At 58.6% G+C, this 14572-nt stretch carries 12 protein-coding genes and 1 tRNA gene; 3 read left to right on the plus strand and 10 right to left on the minus strand.

What is annotated here, in order from left to right; translation table 11 throughout:
* Position 1: 1 nt before the first annotated feature.
* From B5495_RS05600 to B5495_RS05640, 9 genes are all read right to left on the minus strand, one after another.
* Positions 2-397: a hypothetical protein gene (locus B5495_RS05600; protein ID WP_079552013.1), complete on the minus strand. Its 396-nt coding sequence runs from the start codon at positions 395-397 to the stop codon at positions 2-4.
* A gap of 95 nt (positions 398-492) precedes the next feature.
* Positions 493-840, minus strand: a complete 348-nt coding sequence (locus B5495_RS05605; protein ID WP_079552014.1) for a DUF3024 domain-containing protein — start codon at positions 838-840, stop codon at positions 493-495.
* Between the two features lie 327 nt (positions 841-1167).
* Positions 1168-2586: an IS1380 family transposase gene (locus B5495_RS05610; protein ID WP_079550466.1), complete on the minus strand. Its 1419-nt coding sequence runs from the start codon at positions 2584-2586 to the stop codon at positions 1168-1170.
* Positions 2577-3746 carry a restriction endonuclease subunit S gene (locus B5495_RS05615; RefSeq protein WP_079552016.1) on the minus strand — a complete coding sequence of 390 codons (1170 nt, stop codon included), beginning with the start codon at positions 3744-3746 and terminating at the stop codon, positions 2577-2579. The genes B5495_RS05610 and B5495_RS05615 overlap by 10 nt, the downstream gene beginning before the upstream one ends.
* On the minus strand, positions 3743-4723 hold the full coding sequence (locus B5495_RS05620) for an Abi family protein (RefSeq protein ID WP_197685643.1): 981 nt from the start codon (positions 4721-4723) through the stop codon (positions 3743-3745). Before B5495_RS05620 ends, B5495_RS05615 begins: the two co-directional genes overlap by 4 nt.
* A gap of 127 nt (positions 4724-4850) precedes the next feature.
* The gene (locus tag B5495_RS05625) at positions 4851-6836 is read right to left on the minus strand and encodes a type I restriction-modification system subunit M (RefSeq protein ID WP_079552018.1); all 1986 of its coding nucleotides are present in this window, start codon (positions 6834-6836) and stop codon (positions 4851-4853) included.
* Between the two features lie 138 nt (positions 6837-6974).
* A complete protein-coding gene (locus B5495_RS05630) occupies positions 6975-8003 on the minus strand; it encodes a methionine synthase (protein WP_079552020.1) in 1029 nt (342 codons plus the stop codon).
* A 40-nt stretch (positions 8004-8043) separates the two neighbouring features.
* Positions 8044-9027 (minus strand): DUF1852 domain-containing protein, encoded by a 984-nt coding sequence (locus tag B5495_RS05635; protein WP_079552022.1) that lies wholly within the window; start codon positions 9025-9027, stop codon positions 8044-8046.
* Between the two features lie 217 nt (positions 9028-9244).
* Positions 9245-10612, minus strand: coding sequence for a YjiH family protein (locus B5495_RS05640; RefSeq protein ID WP_079552024.1), 1368 nt, complete (start codon positions 10610-10612; stop codon positions 9245-9247).
* A 314-nt stretch (positions 10613-10926) separates the two neighbouring features.
* Between B5495_RS05640 and B5495_RS05645 the strand changes: the two genes are divergently transcribed.
* Positions 10927-11331: a YkvA family protein gene (locus tag B5495_RS05645; RefSeq protein WP_231897236.1), complete on the plus strand. Its 405-nt coding sequence runs from the start codon at positions 10927-10929 to the stop codon at positions 11329-11331.
* A 133-nt stretch (positions 11332-11464) separates the two neighbouring features.
* Here the strand turns inward: B5495_RS05645 and B5495_RS05650 are convergent.
* Positions 11465-11541: transfer RNA gene (locus tag B5495_RS05650), tRNA-Ile, on the minus strand.
* Between the two features lie 125 nt (positions 11542-11666).
* Between B5495_RS05650 and B5495_RS05655 the strand changes: the two genes are divergently transcribed.
* Together B5495_RS05655 and B5495_RS05660 are read left to right on the plus strand one after the other, a co-directional pair.
* Positions 11667-12254, plus strand: a complete 588-nt coding sequence (locus tag B5495_RS05655; RefSeq protein ID WP_079552025.1) for a hypothetical protein — start codon at positions 11667-11669, stop codon at positions 12252-12254.
* A gap of 151 nt (positions 12255-12405) precedes the next feature.
* Positions 12406-14559, plus strand: coding sequence for a TonB-dependent receptor (locus tag B5495_RS05660; RefSeq protein WP_079552027.1), 2154 nt, complete (start codon positions 12406-12408; stop codon positions 14557-14559).
* Positions 14560-14572: the final 13 nt, after the last annotated feature.

The following is a 14572-nucleotide window of genomic DNA, read 5'->3' on the forward strand; positions in this document are numbered from 1 at the left end:
GCTACAGCCACAGCAGGCGCACCACGGCAATGTTGGCAAAGCTCACCAGCAGCAAAAAGCTTACGTAGGTCAGCACCAGATAGCGGAAATAGTTGCGCCGGCTGTGCTGCACAATGCCGGCTTCTTCCTGGTGGGCGCGGTGCGCCGCGGCAATTTTGGCAAACAGCGTCAGCTCAAAATGCATCAGCGCAAGCGTGATCAAGGCCAGCATGCTGCCCAGCAGCGGCGCGATAAGAATCCAGCCTTTCAACACCTGGGTAATTTCAGGCTTGAGGTACGGCACCGCGCCCAGCACCACCACGGCGATGGTGATCTGAAACAGCTTTTGCCAAATATGATCGTGGCGGTATTTGTACTCGTCCCACAGCAGCGCATCGGGGCCATCTATGTAGTACATACGGTGCTCCTTGCCGAGATGTATGCTGAGTTCAAGAATCCCGCGGCTCGATGAGAGCTCTTGAAGGCAAGCATTGGGACCCTAAACTAGCCCTCCTAGCCGAAAAAACAATCGTTTTCGTCGGCATTCACCACGGCAAAAACCTCCTCAACGGAGCGTGCCTCGGGCTTGGGCGTGTACGAATGCCACTTTAGATCGCTGCGCATCCAGTAGAGTTTCCAGCATTGATGCTTTTTTACGTAGGTGGCTTTTGCCACCGGTAACTCGATAATTCTGGAAGGCTCGCGGATGTCCGGGCGAAGCTCGACAACCTGCACGTTTTGGCCAGCAATGCGAACGTCAATATCTAACTGCGAGCGGATATGCACGGGCGGCCGACACGCTTCCAGAAATACTGCCGCGGCTTTTTGAATTTTCTTCTCTTCGAGTTCGCTGAATACCATGTAGATTCTCTATGGAAACCCCTGTTCAATGTATGATAAAGCGGTAAAAAAACCGCGCAGTGAATTTCACGATCGACCTTAATCGACCTATTAACCCGCCTTATTCATCAGGACGCCGAACGAGCGTTTTACGTCCCGTGGTGACCGGGACCGACCGGCTTTTATGTCATACGGTCGCTGAGTAGCCGATTAGCACATAGCTTTATCGTATCAATGCCGTGATATTTATAACTGAAGTTCATTGGTTTCGAGTGACGGCGCAGCCGTGGTCGTCGGCCTCCATAGTGGCCGTTTTGTCTGCTGGAAAAGGCTGAGTAATGCGACGTGTCAGGTCAATGCCGTCAGCCGCGGCAACCCTTTCAGTAAAGATGGCCACCATTTATCGGCGGCATCGCCGAGGTGCACGGTGATGCGCCGGGCGTGCACTGTCAGCGTGGCGGCCACCTTGAGCACCTGCTCGCGCATCCGCTTCAGGCTCCAGCCCTGCCGGGTCTGTCGTTCCAACAGGCAACGCAGCCCGTGTAGCACCTGATAAGCGCAGAGAGTCAGCAGCAGGTTTACCTCGTTGCGGGCCATGACGTCCTGGACGGTGGAGACACCGCGATCAGTCGAGGAGAGATGCATATCGAGCGACGACTTCACCTCGCCCATGTGGGCTTCGGCGCTGCCGCGCTTGCGATAAAGCGCCAGGACCTTTTCCGGCGGCCAGTCGAACTTGCCGAGATTGGTGACCAAAAAGAAGGCATGCAGCAGCAGATCATCGGGCCGCTCTTGTACCACCAGCACCACGCGCCGCGGCGCCGGCCAGGTACCGGCTTGGTACGCCAGGTCATGGCACCATTCCCGAGGTTGCTCGGGGGGCCGGCCGCGTGGCCGCTTCAGATGTGGCGCTGCCAGTGTCTGCAGGCCCGTATGACTGCGCAACCGGCCCAGATACTCGATGTCGCGATCTTCCAGCGCCTCAAGCGTGTCGTTGTCGGTGAAGCCGGCGTCGATGCGCACCTTGACCTTGGCCCCGGTGCTCTCGTTGAGTCGCCGCACCAGATGTGGGATCCAGGTATCGGCATTCTCGGCTGGGCCGGCGTTACCTTCACGCAGCAGGCCGCCCACCATGTCGCCGGTCTCTGCCAGCGAGGCCACCAAAGGCGAGTAGATTCTGGCCCCGTAAAGTCCATGAAACGCCGAACCGCCCTGGTGGCCGTGAACGTCGATCGGCAAGCCGTCGATGTCCAGCGTCAGATGCTCGGGGCGTTCGCCGCCGTTCAGCGAGGTCAGTCGCCAGACCGCCAGCCGCAGCAGGCCCTCATGCACGGTATCGATATTGTCGTCGCGGCCCAGGCACGTCAGCAGCCGCGACAGCGTCGCTTGAGATGGCCGGTCCTGAGCCAACGGCGTTGTCCCGCGGGCATCACTGCAGGCTAGCTGCCAGAGCGGGTCACGGCGGAGCGTGTCGGTATCGCTGAGGTCGATCCAGCCCATCGAACGCTGCAGCACCAGGGTACGCAGCTGGCTGGCTAACGAGTGGCGGACGCGATCCGGGTCGCGATGATCGACCAGATGGTCGTCCAGCGCATCGATCATGCCGCTGTTGTCGAGGGCTTCACGCAACAGCAAAGCACCGCTGTCGCTGGTGGTGCGATGGCCGCTGAGCTCGACGCGGATGGACCCGTTGCATGACGGGGTCCAGGGGGATAGGCTTTCACCCATGGCGAGTGGTCCTCTTGAGTCAAGTTCGGTTAGGAACATATTGATTCTACAAGAGAAACTGCTCGCCATCTTCTTTTCTGTCTCAGCCCGGTGAATAAGGCGGGATAAGCGGGCGTGCGTGTGAAAAAGTAATAGTATTTGGAGCTATACATTTCCTCTAACGAAACCTGCCATAATCTATCTGGCAGATAAATACCAGCTGGGGCATCAAGCACCAGACCAGCAGACCCAACTAAATCGGGTGTGTTCATCCTGCTAACAATCAGTGTATTTTCACGCACCGGGCAAGAGACCCGTCCTAAGTCCTCTCGATTAACCGTTTTATTTTCACGCCAATCAAACCATCCCTTATAAACGCAACTGGTCTTCAGCACGCCTAACTCACCTTGAGCTGCTGGAACATCAGCCGCGTTGACACTTGTACCCGACTCCACCGAGTTAATAGCTCGCTTCAGCGGCTTCACCTCCCAATGCGCCGGCACGTCACCCAGCCATTCCACGCCGGAGTCTTTCATCGGTGCGTCGGGGTCGAGGCCTTTGGTCACGGCGTGGGAAATCACCGCCTGGCGCTTTTCCTTGAGCAGCTTGATCAGGCGCTGCTGCTCGGCGATCAGCGCGTCGATGCGGGCGGTTTCGTGGTCGAGGAAGGCGGCGATACGCCCTTGCTCTTCTAAGGGAGGCAAAGGGATTGGCAAATTGTCTGACGCATACTGACCGAGGCCTACACGTGTTAAACCGTTTGCAGAAATGTTGAAGTAAAACTTGGCAGAAGCAGAATCAAAATAATGCTTCAAAAACTGACCAAAGATAGAAAAGTGGGGTCTAACAATGGACAAATGATAACCACATACTACCCCAGGAAGCGTTTCGGGGACATGTGCAGCAATAGCTATGTCGTCTGATGATTCAGAGTCTTTAGTGAAAATAACATCGCCTTTCTGAAGGGAAAATTTTTCAATCTGTCCTTCTGAGGCTGTGGCTTTCATGAAGCACATACCTTGGACGATTTCACTATGGTAATATACATCAGTATAGTTACACAGCAGGACTGTCCGTTCCCCTTCTACCGACTTCTTATCAACATTACTCGGCATAACATTGCATTGCCGCTTAAGCGGTTGAACTTGCCAATGCACCGGCACCGCGCCCAGCCACTCGACACCGGAGTCTTTGTACTCGGGGTATCCTGTAAAACTCATATTTTTGCCCCCTCCCTTGCGCTCATTACTGCTTCTCGCCAAAAAAGCTCCGTGTCCCAATGGCCAGGGAAACCCATGTGCGGACGTGAGAACTGAGGATAACGATCCAGAAGTATCACCAGCCGCTCGGCCCACTGGCTAGCAGGCGATACGACTTGCATCAGCGATTCAATCACCACGAGCTGTAGATACAGGCGTCTTTTCGGATTAAGGCGCTGCTTAGGATATTGTTGAGCCCCAGTCTCGATATTGTCTGGAATACTCGGCCAATCGGCCGGGATCTTTCTCGGCATCTCGGGGCGACTACCAAATTCACGGTTCCATACGCGGCCATGATGCGCGCAAACGTTGCGCAGGTCGGACAAGCTTCGAAACCAGGATCTTAGTACCGGCATCTTCCAGCCAAAATGTCCCTCAAGGCGCTGGGTATCCTCGGGCAGCCGCAGTTTCGCCACTAGCGTCGAGACCTCCTTGAAAGTCAATAATTCCACCGCCATCCAGATCGGCGGCTGATTTGGGGCTTCACGGTACTTCTTGCGATAGTGCGCTAGAAAGGTCTCGGTCTCTCGCCCCTTGGCCGCGTTCTCCAGCTTCTCCAACAGCCATCCATGGTTGTATCGGGTGTCAAAGATGTCCGGATTCAGGTAGCCGTGAGGGCCATGGTGCTCCGCTAAAGTATTAGTCAACTGGGCGCGCAGTGCGACCTCAAGCCGTTCGATGGCATCAAGCAGCAGCAAGCGAAGTTCTCGATCAAAGACATAGAGCCTCAGCACATCATCGAAAGAAGTGCCCTCCAAAAAACGATGCTCCTGGAGCCCTGGCTGGTAGAAAGGGCGCGTGTAGGCTGAAAGGCGAAAATAACTGATATTGGCCAAGTAGTGACGCACCCGAGCCTCGTCGGGCATTGCTAGGCCACGGCTGCGTAGCGTCGTGACTTGCTCTTCAATGCTGTGCGCAGGCTTGTGGAAATCGCTCATGCACGACCTCCAGACACAAAAAACCCGCCAAAGTGTGCTTCATCGAGAGGCATGGCGGGTGTGTTAGCCGGGATATTGGGGCACAGCCCTTTCATTGTCAATACGTATTTTACGTGGCCAGTAGACATCATACCGCCATCTCCTCGATCATCTGCTTGATGCGGTCGGTGCAGGCTTTGAGGTCGGCGTCGATAGCTTCCAGCGGGCGCGGGGGCTCGAAGATGTAGAAGTGGCGGTTGAACGGGATCTCGAAGCCGACGATGCCGAGGCGCTCGTCCAACGCGTCGCGCTTGTCTTCGTCGATCCAGGCATCGGGTACGTGGGGCTTCACTTCGCGCTCGAAGTAATCAAACACTGACTCGCCCAGCGGTACGTTTTCGTGGTCGCGCAGGCCGGTGTCGGGTTCGGGGTTGCCCTGTTTGTCGCGGCAGATGTCGGCCTCGGGGTCGCGCTCGCCAAGGGCGGCAAGCACGGCCTTTTGCAGCGGCGCGCCGACTTTCATGCCGGCCGGCAGGTGTTCGGCAAAGGCGGCCTTTAGTGCCTTGAGAAACGCCTCGCGGTTGGTGAACACTTGCGCATCATTCAGGCTTGCACAGGCGGTTAGCGCGTTGCGTTCGGGATCAGCAAGCTTTTGCACGGGCTTTTGCTCGTCAAGCCGCGCCAGGCGCTCGGCGCTTGCCTGAAAGCTCAAGCGCAACGGGCGCTCCACAGTAATGCGGCGGTAGCCGAAGGCTTCCACCGGGAACAGCTTGCTCTCTTCGCTTTCTTGACAGGTGCCGTAGAGGCGCACGATCTCATCGAGGTCGCGCTCGGCGATAAAGTGGCGCTTACTGCCCAGCGACTTGCGCATTTTGCTGCCCCGGGCGGTGGCGTCGATCAGCTGCACCTTGCCCCGGCGCGCGGCAGGTTTGTTATTCGAAAGCACCCAGATGTAGGTGGCAATGCCGGTGTTGTAGAACAGGTCCGTAGGCAGGCCGACAATAGCCTCGACCATATCGTGCTGCAGCAGATAGCGGCGGATTTCTGACTCGCCGCTGCCCGCGCCGCCGGTAAACAGCGGCGAGCCGTTGAGGATGATGCCAATGCGCGAGCCGCCCTCTTGCCGGGGGCGCATCTTGCTCACCAGGTGCATGAGAAACAGCAGCGAGCCGTCGGAGACGCGCGGCAGACCCGGGCCAAAGCGGCCGTCATAGCCTCTATGCTTGTGCTCGTCGACCACGCCTTTCTGGACCTTCTTCCAGTCCACGCCGAACGGCGGGTTGGACAGCATGAAATCAAACGGCTGACCCGCCAGCTGGTCGTCAGACAGCGTGTTGCCCAGCTTGATGCGCTGGACCGCCTGCCCCTTGATCAGCATGTCGGCCTTGCAGATAGCGTAGGACTCGGGGTTAAGCTCCTGGCCGTGGAGCGAGACGCTCATGCCGCCGCTGATCTGCTGCATGTAGGCGTCGCTTTCGGACAAAAAGCCGCCGGTGCCCGCGGTAGGGTCATACACGGTGACGATGCCGCCGCTTTTGAGCTTGTCGTCCTGCCCGGTGAGCACCAGCGAGGTGGTCAGGTGGACCACGTCGCGCGGGGTGAAGTGCTCCCCCGCGGTCTCGTTGGAGCTTTCGGCAAACTTGCGGATCAGCTCTTCAAACACCAGCCCCATGCCGTAGTTGGACAGCCGCTCGGGGCTTAGGTCGGTGGCGGCGAAGCTTTGCACCACCTGATACAGCAGGTTGGCGGCGTCGAGCTGCTGGACGTAGTTGTCGAACTCGAAGTGCTCGAAGATTTCGCGCGCATCCGCACTGAACGAGCGCACGTAGCTCATCAGGTCGTCGGCGGTTTGGGTCGGAGACAGCGTGCCCAGCGTCAGCGGCGAGGCGTTGAAGAAAGGCTGACCGGCCTCGCGCAGCAACAGCTGGTCGCGCACCGTATCGGGTTTGTTTTGATGGGCTTGGGCGGCGCTGAGCACTTTGTCTTTAGAGGGTTCGAGTATGCATTCCAGACGACGCAGCAGCGTCAGCGGAAGAATCACGCGGCCGTATTGGGACTGCTTGAAATCACCGCGCAAAAGGTCCGCCACGGACCAGATAAACGCCGCCAGCTGAGAGTGGTCTTCCGTATTCACCGTGCCTTCCCCTTTACCGTGCCTGCCGCGCGGCCGTGGTGGCCGCGCAAAAATGACAAAAGGGCTACATGATACACAGCGCCGGGGGCGGGTGCAGGGCAAGGGCTCTGCACCCGCCCTGAAGAGTCTGGAGCTGGCTTAGCCGGCAAGCTCCTTTCTGACGATCTCCGCACCGGCACTCAACGCTTGCTGCTTGGCGCGGGCCACGTGGCGCGGCAGCGGGGCCATGCCGCAGTTGGTGGTGGGATAGAGGTTCTCGGCGTCGACAAATTGAAGCGCCTTGCGCAGCGTATTGGCGACTTCTTCCGGCGTTTCGATGTCTTGGGTGGCCACGTCAATCGCGCCGACCATCACCTTCTTGCCGCGGATAAGCTCAATCAGCTCCATGGGCACGTGGGAGTTCTGGCATTCCAGCGAGACGATATCGATGCCGGATTTTTGCAGCTTGGGGAACACTTCTTCGTACTGACGCCACTCGGAGCCGAGGGATTTTTTCCAATCCGTATTGGCCTTGATGCCGTAGCCGTAGCAGATGTGGACGGCGGTTTCGCACTTCAGGCCTTCAATGGCTTTTTCCAGGGTAGCGATCCCCCAGTCGTTCACCTCATCAAAGAAGACGTTAAACGCCGGCTCGTCGAACTGGATAATATCCACGCCCGCCGCTTCCAGCTCGCGGGCTTCTTCGTTGAGCGCCTTGGCAAACTCCCACGCCAGCTTCTCACGGCTTTTATAGTGGCCGTCGTACAGGGTGTCGATCATGGTCATGGGGCCGGGCAGCGCCCATTTGATCGGCTGGTCGGTTTGCCCGCGTAAAACCTTGGCGTCTTCCACAAACACGGACTTTTGCCGGGATACCTCACCCACCACTGACGGGACGCTGGCATCGTAGCGGTTGCGGATTCTGACGGTTTCGCGCTTATCGAAGTCGACGCCGTTGAGATGCTCGATAAAGGTGGTGACAAAGTGCTGGCGCGACTGCTCGCCGTCGCTGACGATGTCGATACCCGCGTGCTGCTGTTCGTGCAGCGCCAGGCGCAGGGCGTCCTGCTTGCCTTCTACCAGCGCTTCATCCTGCAGTTTCCAGGGGGACCACAGCACCTCCGGCTGCGCAAGCCAGGACGGTTTGGGCAGGCTGCCGGCGGTCGACGTGGGTAACAGTTTTGCCATGATGGAAGACCTCGTGATGAATGGGTACTGAACTCAAGGTTCAAAGAGCAACGCTTGCCGACCACTGCTCAAGAACATGCCGATACGGCTTGATGAAGTTTTCTTCAACAAACTTGCCCTGTTCGGTCGCCAGCCGGCTGCGCTCTTCCCGGTCATAAACGATACGAGTCAGCGAATAGTCCGGTGCCTCCAGGCTCGGCTGGTAGACGGCTTCTGCCGCCGAGTTGGCGTTGTAGATTTCCGGACGATAGATCTTCTGGAAGGAATCCATGGTGCTGATGGTGCTGATCAGCTCAAGACTGGTGTAGTCGCTGAGCAGGTCGCCGGTGAAATAGAACGCCAACGGCGCAACGCTGCCCGGCGGCATGAAATACCGCACCCGCATGCCCATCTCGTTGAAGTACGCATCGGTCAGGGAGTCTTCTTCTTGGCGGTACTCCACGCCCAGCACCGGGTGGACATTGTCCGTGCGGTAGTAGGTCTTGGTGCTGGATACGCTGATGCAGATCACCGGCGGCTTGTTAAAGTTCTCCTTGTACGCATCAGAGTTCAAAAAGGCCTTGAACAGACGGCCGTGCAGCACGCCAAAATCACTCGGGACGCTGAAGGAGTCCCGGCCTTCGTTGTGCTCTTTCAGCACCACGCTGAAGTCGTAATCCCGCACGTAGGAAGAAAAATTATTGCCCGTAATCCCCTCGATGCGCTCGCCGTTTTCCCTGTCGAGAATATCGACTTTCAAAATCTCGATCAGCGGCAGGTCGCTGTCTTCGGCGGTTTCGTCCACGGCCATTTCCGCCGAAATGATATTCAGCTCCACGGCGTAGCGGTCGCCGTTGGGGTTATCCCAATTCGCCAGGGCGTTGAAGCGGTTGTCGATCATCTTCAGGGTATTGCGCAAATTTTCTTCACGCACCTCCCCTCTGGCCAGATTGGCAAAATTGGTGGTGATGCGGGTAGCGTCCGCCGGCCGATAGTTTTCATCGAAGCGGATACTCTTGATCGAAAATGCGAAATCTTTGCTCATGGGAAATGACCATCCTGGTGCCTGAAACATGAATCCAGGGCAACTGTCTGTGGAGCAGCCCTGCGGCGCGATGTAGCGGGCCAGCGCTCGGCGGGGTGCGCCACGGCTGTAACAATGGGAAGGAGTATCCAGCCCGGCCGTGCACAAGGCAAACTGGAGATACTCATGGTCAATATTAGTTTCATTCATGGTGAGCGGCAGCGCCCGGCCCCGGCGCCTAAAACACCATATGCGCCACCAGCGCGATCACCGGCAGAGTGACCAGGGTACGCAGCAGAAAAATCACGAACAGCTCAACCACGTTGACCGGCACCTTGCTGCCCAGCAGCAAGGCACCCACTTCCGACATATAGATCAGCTGGGTGACGGAGAGCGCGGCAATCACAAACCGCGTCATCTCGCTTTCGATGGAGCTTGCCAAAATCGCCGGAATAAACATGTCGGCAAAGCCTACCACCATGGTTTGCGAAGCGGCGGCGGCCTCGGGGATGCCCAGCCATTCCAGCAGCGGCACAAACGGCAGCCCAAGCCAGCCAAACAGCGGCGTGGTTTCGGCGATGATCAGCGCCGTGGTGCCAAACGCCATGACCACGGGCAGCACGCCCAGCACCATGTCCAGCGCGTTGTGAACGCCGGTACGCACCACCAGCCCCAGGCTGTCTATCCTGCTGGCCCGGGCAAGCGCCAGGGCGTAGCCGTGGCTTAGCCGCGAATAGCCCGCCGGGGTGGCTTCGCTGCCGGCCGGGCGAGGTTCGCCGTTGATAAAGGTGTCCTTTTTCCAGCGCAGCGGCGGCAGGCGCGGCACCACAATAGCGGCCACCACGCCTGCCAGGCACACCGCAAAGTAGAACGGCAAGAACAGGTGCTCCAGCCTTACCTGAGCGAGCACCACCAGGCTAAAGGTGATCGACACCGCCGAAAACGTGGTGCCAATCACCGCGGCTTCGCGCTGGGTATAATGATGGCTTTCGTACTGCTTGCTGGTGAGCAGTATGCCCACGCTGCCGTCGCCAAGCCACGAGGCCATGCAGTCCACCGCGGAGCGCCCGGGCAGGCGAAATACCGGCCGCATGATGCCGGTGAGCAAGGTGCCAATAAACTCCAGCAGGCCAAAGTCCAGCAGCAGCGGCAGCAGCAGGCCAGCAAACACAAACACCGCAAACAGTACGGGCAACAGGTCATGGAGCACCAGGCCGCCGGTGTCAGCGCCGTACAGAAGCTCGGGCCCCACCTGCGCGTAAACCAACACCACAAACACCGCGCCCACCAGCCGGCTGGCAAGCCACACCGGGCTGATATTGAACAGGGTGTTCAAAAAGGGGTGTTCAAGCACCGATGTTGGCCTGAGCAGCTTAACCAGCAGCGAAAACACCGCCGAGACCACGATCAACGCCGTGACAATGCTCGGCAGCGCGCCGTCCAACAGCGCCTGCAGGCTTTTTGCCAGCACCGCGATCATGATGGTGAGATCGCCCTGGTAGCTCACCGGCGTCATGAACAGGAAAATCCCCAGCAATGAGGGCAACACAAACATCAGCACGTTACGCGCGCCGGGCTTTGGCGGCTTGGCCGGTGACTCTTTCATAACAACTCCCTCAAGCAGGCCCGGCCTCCCCTGCCTGGGTAAAGATCAAGCATGCGATTGATTCAAGGCCTTCGCGACAGCGCATAAAACATCCCGGCAACGAACGACCACCGCCGGAAAATATGCTGGAAAACCGCGCATTTTACGTCAAAAACCTGCTGCCAGAAAGTAAACGCCAAGGCACATCCCCTGCCTGCAAAGGCGGCCGCCGCACGCACCTGCCAATATTTGCCGTGCCGCTTGCAGTCAGCGACTTATGACCTGAAGCTGCCTTGTCAGCAGCATCTGCGTTTTGTCATACCCGGAGACATCCCATGCGCCGCAACCACTCCACTACGCAAGGCCCCTCCGCTGCCGAAGACATGAGCCACGAGACGGCGGACGACATCCAGCAGCACGAGCGGGATTACTCGGAAGAAGGCTTCTGGAAGAAAATCTCTCAGTACGCCAAAAAGGCAGGGGAAGGCACAATTATCCAGGCCTTGAAGCTGTACTACGCGGCCCAGGACCCGGATACGCCCACCTGGGCCAAAACCACCATTTACGGCGCGCTGGGATATTTCATATCGCCCATCGATGCGCTGCCCGACTTCACGCCGGTGCTGGGCTATACGGATGATTTGGGCGTAATGGCAGCCGCCATCGGCATCGTCGCCGTACACATCAAAGAAGAGCATGCCGAACAGGCACGGCAAACCCTGAAGCGCTGGTTTTGGTGAGGGGGTTGGCAGATGGCCGGTGTGTGGCAGTGTCTCACCATGGCCAACTTCCCCGGCAGACCTTGGCTGCCCCAAAAACAACAAAACCCGCACAAGGCGGGTTTTGTCATTGAATATCTGTCATTAAGACAAATGGTGGGCCCAGTAGGACTTGAACCTACGACCAAAGAATTATGAGTTCTCTGCTCTAACCAACTGAGCTATGGGCCCCTCGTGCGGAGGCGTATGATACCGGATGCGGGAAACCGAGGCTAGACTTCAGCTGAAAAGTGTCGGTACTCGTCGATTTTTCAGACAGCATCCGGTGACCGATCCAATTGATAAGGAGCTTGCGTATGTTGAAGAAGACCTGCCATTTGGCCTGTGCGTTAGGCGTAGCGTGCTTGAGCCTGGCATTGCCGGCGCAGGCGAGCTGGACGCTGATACCGTCAGAGTCGCACATGGGTGTGACGATTACCGAGCTGACCGCTAGCGGCGAGACCGCGCATCAGCATCAGCTAAGCGGCCTTTCCGGGCGCGTGGCGGATGACGGTACGCTACGCCTGCCGCTGCGCTTGAACCAGCTCGATACGCTGGAGCGCTTCGAGACGCTGCAGCCCTGGCTTGCAGGGCTGGCCGACACCACGCTTGCCACGCTGACGACAACGGTAGATACCCAGCGCCTGGCGGCGCTGCCCGTAGGCAGCACACTGGTAGACACCCTCGTGTTTCACGCCAAGGGGCAGCAAGCGCCGATCAAGCTGCGCTTTATTCGCCTTGATGAAGCAACCATACGGGTGACTCAGGCCGAGCCGCTCACGCTTGATAGTCAGGAAGTCAGAGCCGACTCGGTGGGCCGCAGCGTGCTCGCGCTGCTGGGCTACGGCGAAATTAAACGCGATATTCCCGTAACGTTTGAGGCGTTTCTGCAGCGCGAGGAGTGAACTTGCTCATGCTGGAAAGATGCGACCAATAAAGTTAATGATAATCAGTATTATTGATTATCACGAATGATCCCGCTACCCTTTGCGCCGACTAACCACTAAACCCGCTCACTGAGCAGAGCATGGTCGTTATCCAGCAAGGGATTCCAGCATGAAAAAACGATTCTCCATCGGCGCAGCGATGCTTGCCGGCACCGCTGCGTTTGGCCTTCAGGCGCAAGAAGCGCAGGACACCATGGTGGTAGTGGGCTCGCGCACACCGTCGCAGATCAGCCAGATTCCCGGCGCGGTGTGGGTCGTGGAAGGTGATGAGATAAAGCAGCAGCTGGAAACCGGCGCCGACCTCAAGACCACGCTTGGCCGGCTGGTGCCGGGTATGGATCTGGCGCCACAAGGGCGCACCAACTTTGGCCAGAACCTCCGCGGGCGCAGCGTGCAGGTGCTGATCAACGGCGTGTCGCTGAACAGCTCCCGGGGCTTGTCGCGCCAGTTTGATGCCATCGACCCGTTCAACATCGAGCGGGTCGAAGTGCTTTCCGGCGCCAGCAGCCTGTACGGCGGCGGCGCTACCGGCGGTATCGTCAACATCATTACCCATAAGGGTGAAGCCGGCCGCCCCAACTGGCATACCCAGATCAGCACCACCAGCGGTTTTAATGCCGGCGATGACCTGAAAACCCGAGTGGCGCAGTCGGTCAGTGCGGGTAACGAGCGGGTGCAGGGGTATCTGGGCGTGGCCTATGAAGACAACGGCCGCACCTATGACGGTAACGGCGACGAGATTTTCCCGGATATCGCCCAGACCGACCTGCAGGACAACCGCCGTATCGACGTTACCGGCAACCTGACCTTTCAGCTGGCCGACGAGCAAACGCTGGAACTGGGCGCGCAGGTGTATCGCTCGGGCTACGAAGGGAATCGCGGCGTGTATTTCCCCAACATCGACAAGGCGCCACAGCCCAGCCTTGGCGATGCCGAGATTCGTGACGGCTACGCCTCGGATCGCGATCCGGCGACGGACCGCAAAATGCTCAACGCCCAGTACCACAACGGCAACTTGCTGGGGCAGAACTTTTATCTGCAAGCGTTTCACCGCGAAGAAGAAGCCAGTTTTCAGGCCTTTCCGTATACGCGCCCGTTGCCCAGCCAAGGGCGTTACGGCATTGAGTTTGCCGCATCCAAGCAAAATACCGACGTCAGCGGCATCAAGGCACTATTTGACGCCGACCTGACCGATAGCGTCAGCCTGACCTACGGCGTGGACGTGGATCGCGAAACTTTCGACGCCGATCAGATGTTTTTCGACCTACCCTCTTCCGATGCCAGCGGCGGGCTGGTGCAGGCCGAGTCGCGTACCGAAGAGCGCTACCCCGGCTATTCGGTCGACGGCCTGTCAGGCTTTGTTCAGGGCGACTGGCAGGCCACCGACGCGCTCAAGCTTGCCGCCGGCGTGCGCCAGCAACACATGGACGTCGACGTGGACGACTTCACCAAGCGCCGCTACAACCCCGCCACCGGTGCGCGAACCGGCGTGCTGATCCCCGGCGGCAAGAACGACTACGATGCCACCCTGCTTAACGCCAGCGCTCTTTACGACTTTGGCGCCACGCAAACCTGGCTGCGCTACAGCCAGGGCTTTGAGCTGCCCGACCCCGCCAAGTATTACGGCAAGGCACCGGGAGTGAGCGTGGGTGCCAACCCGCTGTCGGCCATCAAGACCGATCAGGTAGAGCTGGGCATGCGCTACCGCGACGCCAACTGGACGGGGCAGGCCGCCGTTTACTACGCATGGTCGGACAAAGTCGTGGAAAATGCCGACGACCTGAGCGTTTCCGTCGTCGATGAGAAAAAGCGCGACTATGGTTTTGAAGGCGCGCTCACTCGCTACTTTGATCACGGTTTTGAAGCCGGCGGCACGCTGCATCTGGTGCGCTCGGAGCAAAAAAACAACGGTAGCTGGGACAAACGCGATGCACGCTATGCCTCGCTGTCTTCAGCCACGGCCTTTGTTGGCTGGACCAACTACGAGCGATCGGTGCGCTTGCAGGCCAACCACGCGTTTGATCTGGAAGACGACAGCGACCACGAAATCGACGGCTACACGACTCTTGATCTTGGCATGAGCCAGCAAACCGGACTCGGCAAGTTCAGCCTGGGAGTGGATAACCTGCTGGACGAAAGTTACTCCACCGTATGGGGGCAGCGTGCCGCCATGTTCTATTCGCCCACTTACGGGCCGAAATACCTGTTCGACTATCAGGGGCAGGGCCGCACCTTTACGTTGGGCTGGTCGGCCAGATACTAGGGCGTGTTGACGT

The sequence above is a fragment of the Vreelandella subglaciescola genome, from assembly GCF_900142895.1.
Classification (GTDB): domain Bacteria; phylum Pseudomonadota; class Gammaproteobacteria; order Pseudomonadales; family Halomonadaceae; genus Vreelandella; species Vreelandella subglaciescola.

Excerpts from the sequence above, each read along its gene's own strand:
- B5495_RS05620 (WP_197685643.1), bottom strand. The coding sequence starts at position 4,723 with ATGAGCGATTTCCACAAGCCTGCGCACAGCATTGAAGAGCAAGTCACG.
- B5495_RS05635 (WP_079552022.1), bottom strand. The coding sequence starts at position 9,027 with ATGAGCAAAGATTTCGCATTTTCGATCAAGAGTATCCGCTTCGATGAA.
- B5495_RS05610 (WP_079550466.1), bottom strand. The coding sequence starts at position 2,586 with ATGTTCCTAACCGAACTTGACTCAAGAGGACCACTCGCCATGGGTGAA.
- B5495_RS05660 (WP_079552027.1), top strand. The coding sequence starts at position 12,406 with ATGAAAAAACGATTCTCCATCGGCGCAGCGATGCTTGCCGGCACCGCT.
- B5495_RS05630 (WP_079552020.1), bottom strand. The coding sequence starts at position 8,003 with ATGGCAAAACTGTTACCCACGTCGACCGCCGGCAGCCTGCCCAAACCG.
- B5495_RS05655 (WP_079552025.1), top strand. The coding sequence starts at position 11,667 with ATGTTGAAGAAGACCTGCCATTTGGCCTGTGCGTTAGGCGTAGCGTGC.
- B5495_RS05615 (WP_079552016.1), bottom strand. The coding sequence starts at position 3,746 with ATGAGTTTTACAGGATACCCCGAGTACAAAGACTCCGGTGTCGAGTGG.
- B5495_RS05600 (WP_079552013.1), bottom strand. The coding sequence starts at position 397 with ATGTACTACATAGATGGCCCCGATGCGCTGCTGTGGGACGAGTACAAA.
- B5495_RS05605 (WP_079552014.1), bottom strand. The coding sequence starts at position 840 with ATGGTATTCAGCGAACTCGAAGAGAAGAAAATTCAAAAAGCCGCGGCA.
- B5495_RS05645 (WP_231897236.1), top strand. The coding sequence starts at position 10,927 with ATGCGCCGCAACCACTCCACTACGCAAGGCCCCTCCGCTGCCGAAGAC.
- B5495_RS05640 (WP_079552024.1), bottom strand. The coding sequence starts at position 10,612 with ATGAAAGAGTCACCGGCCAAGCCGCCAAAGCCCGGCGCGCGTAACGTG.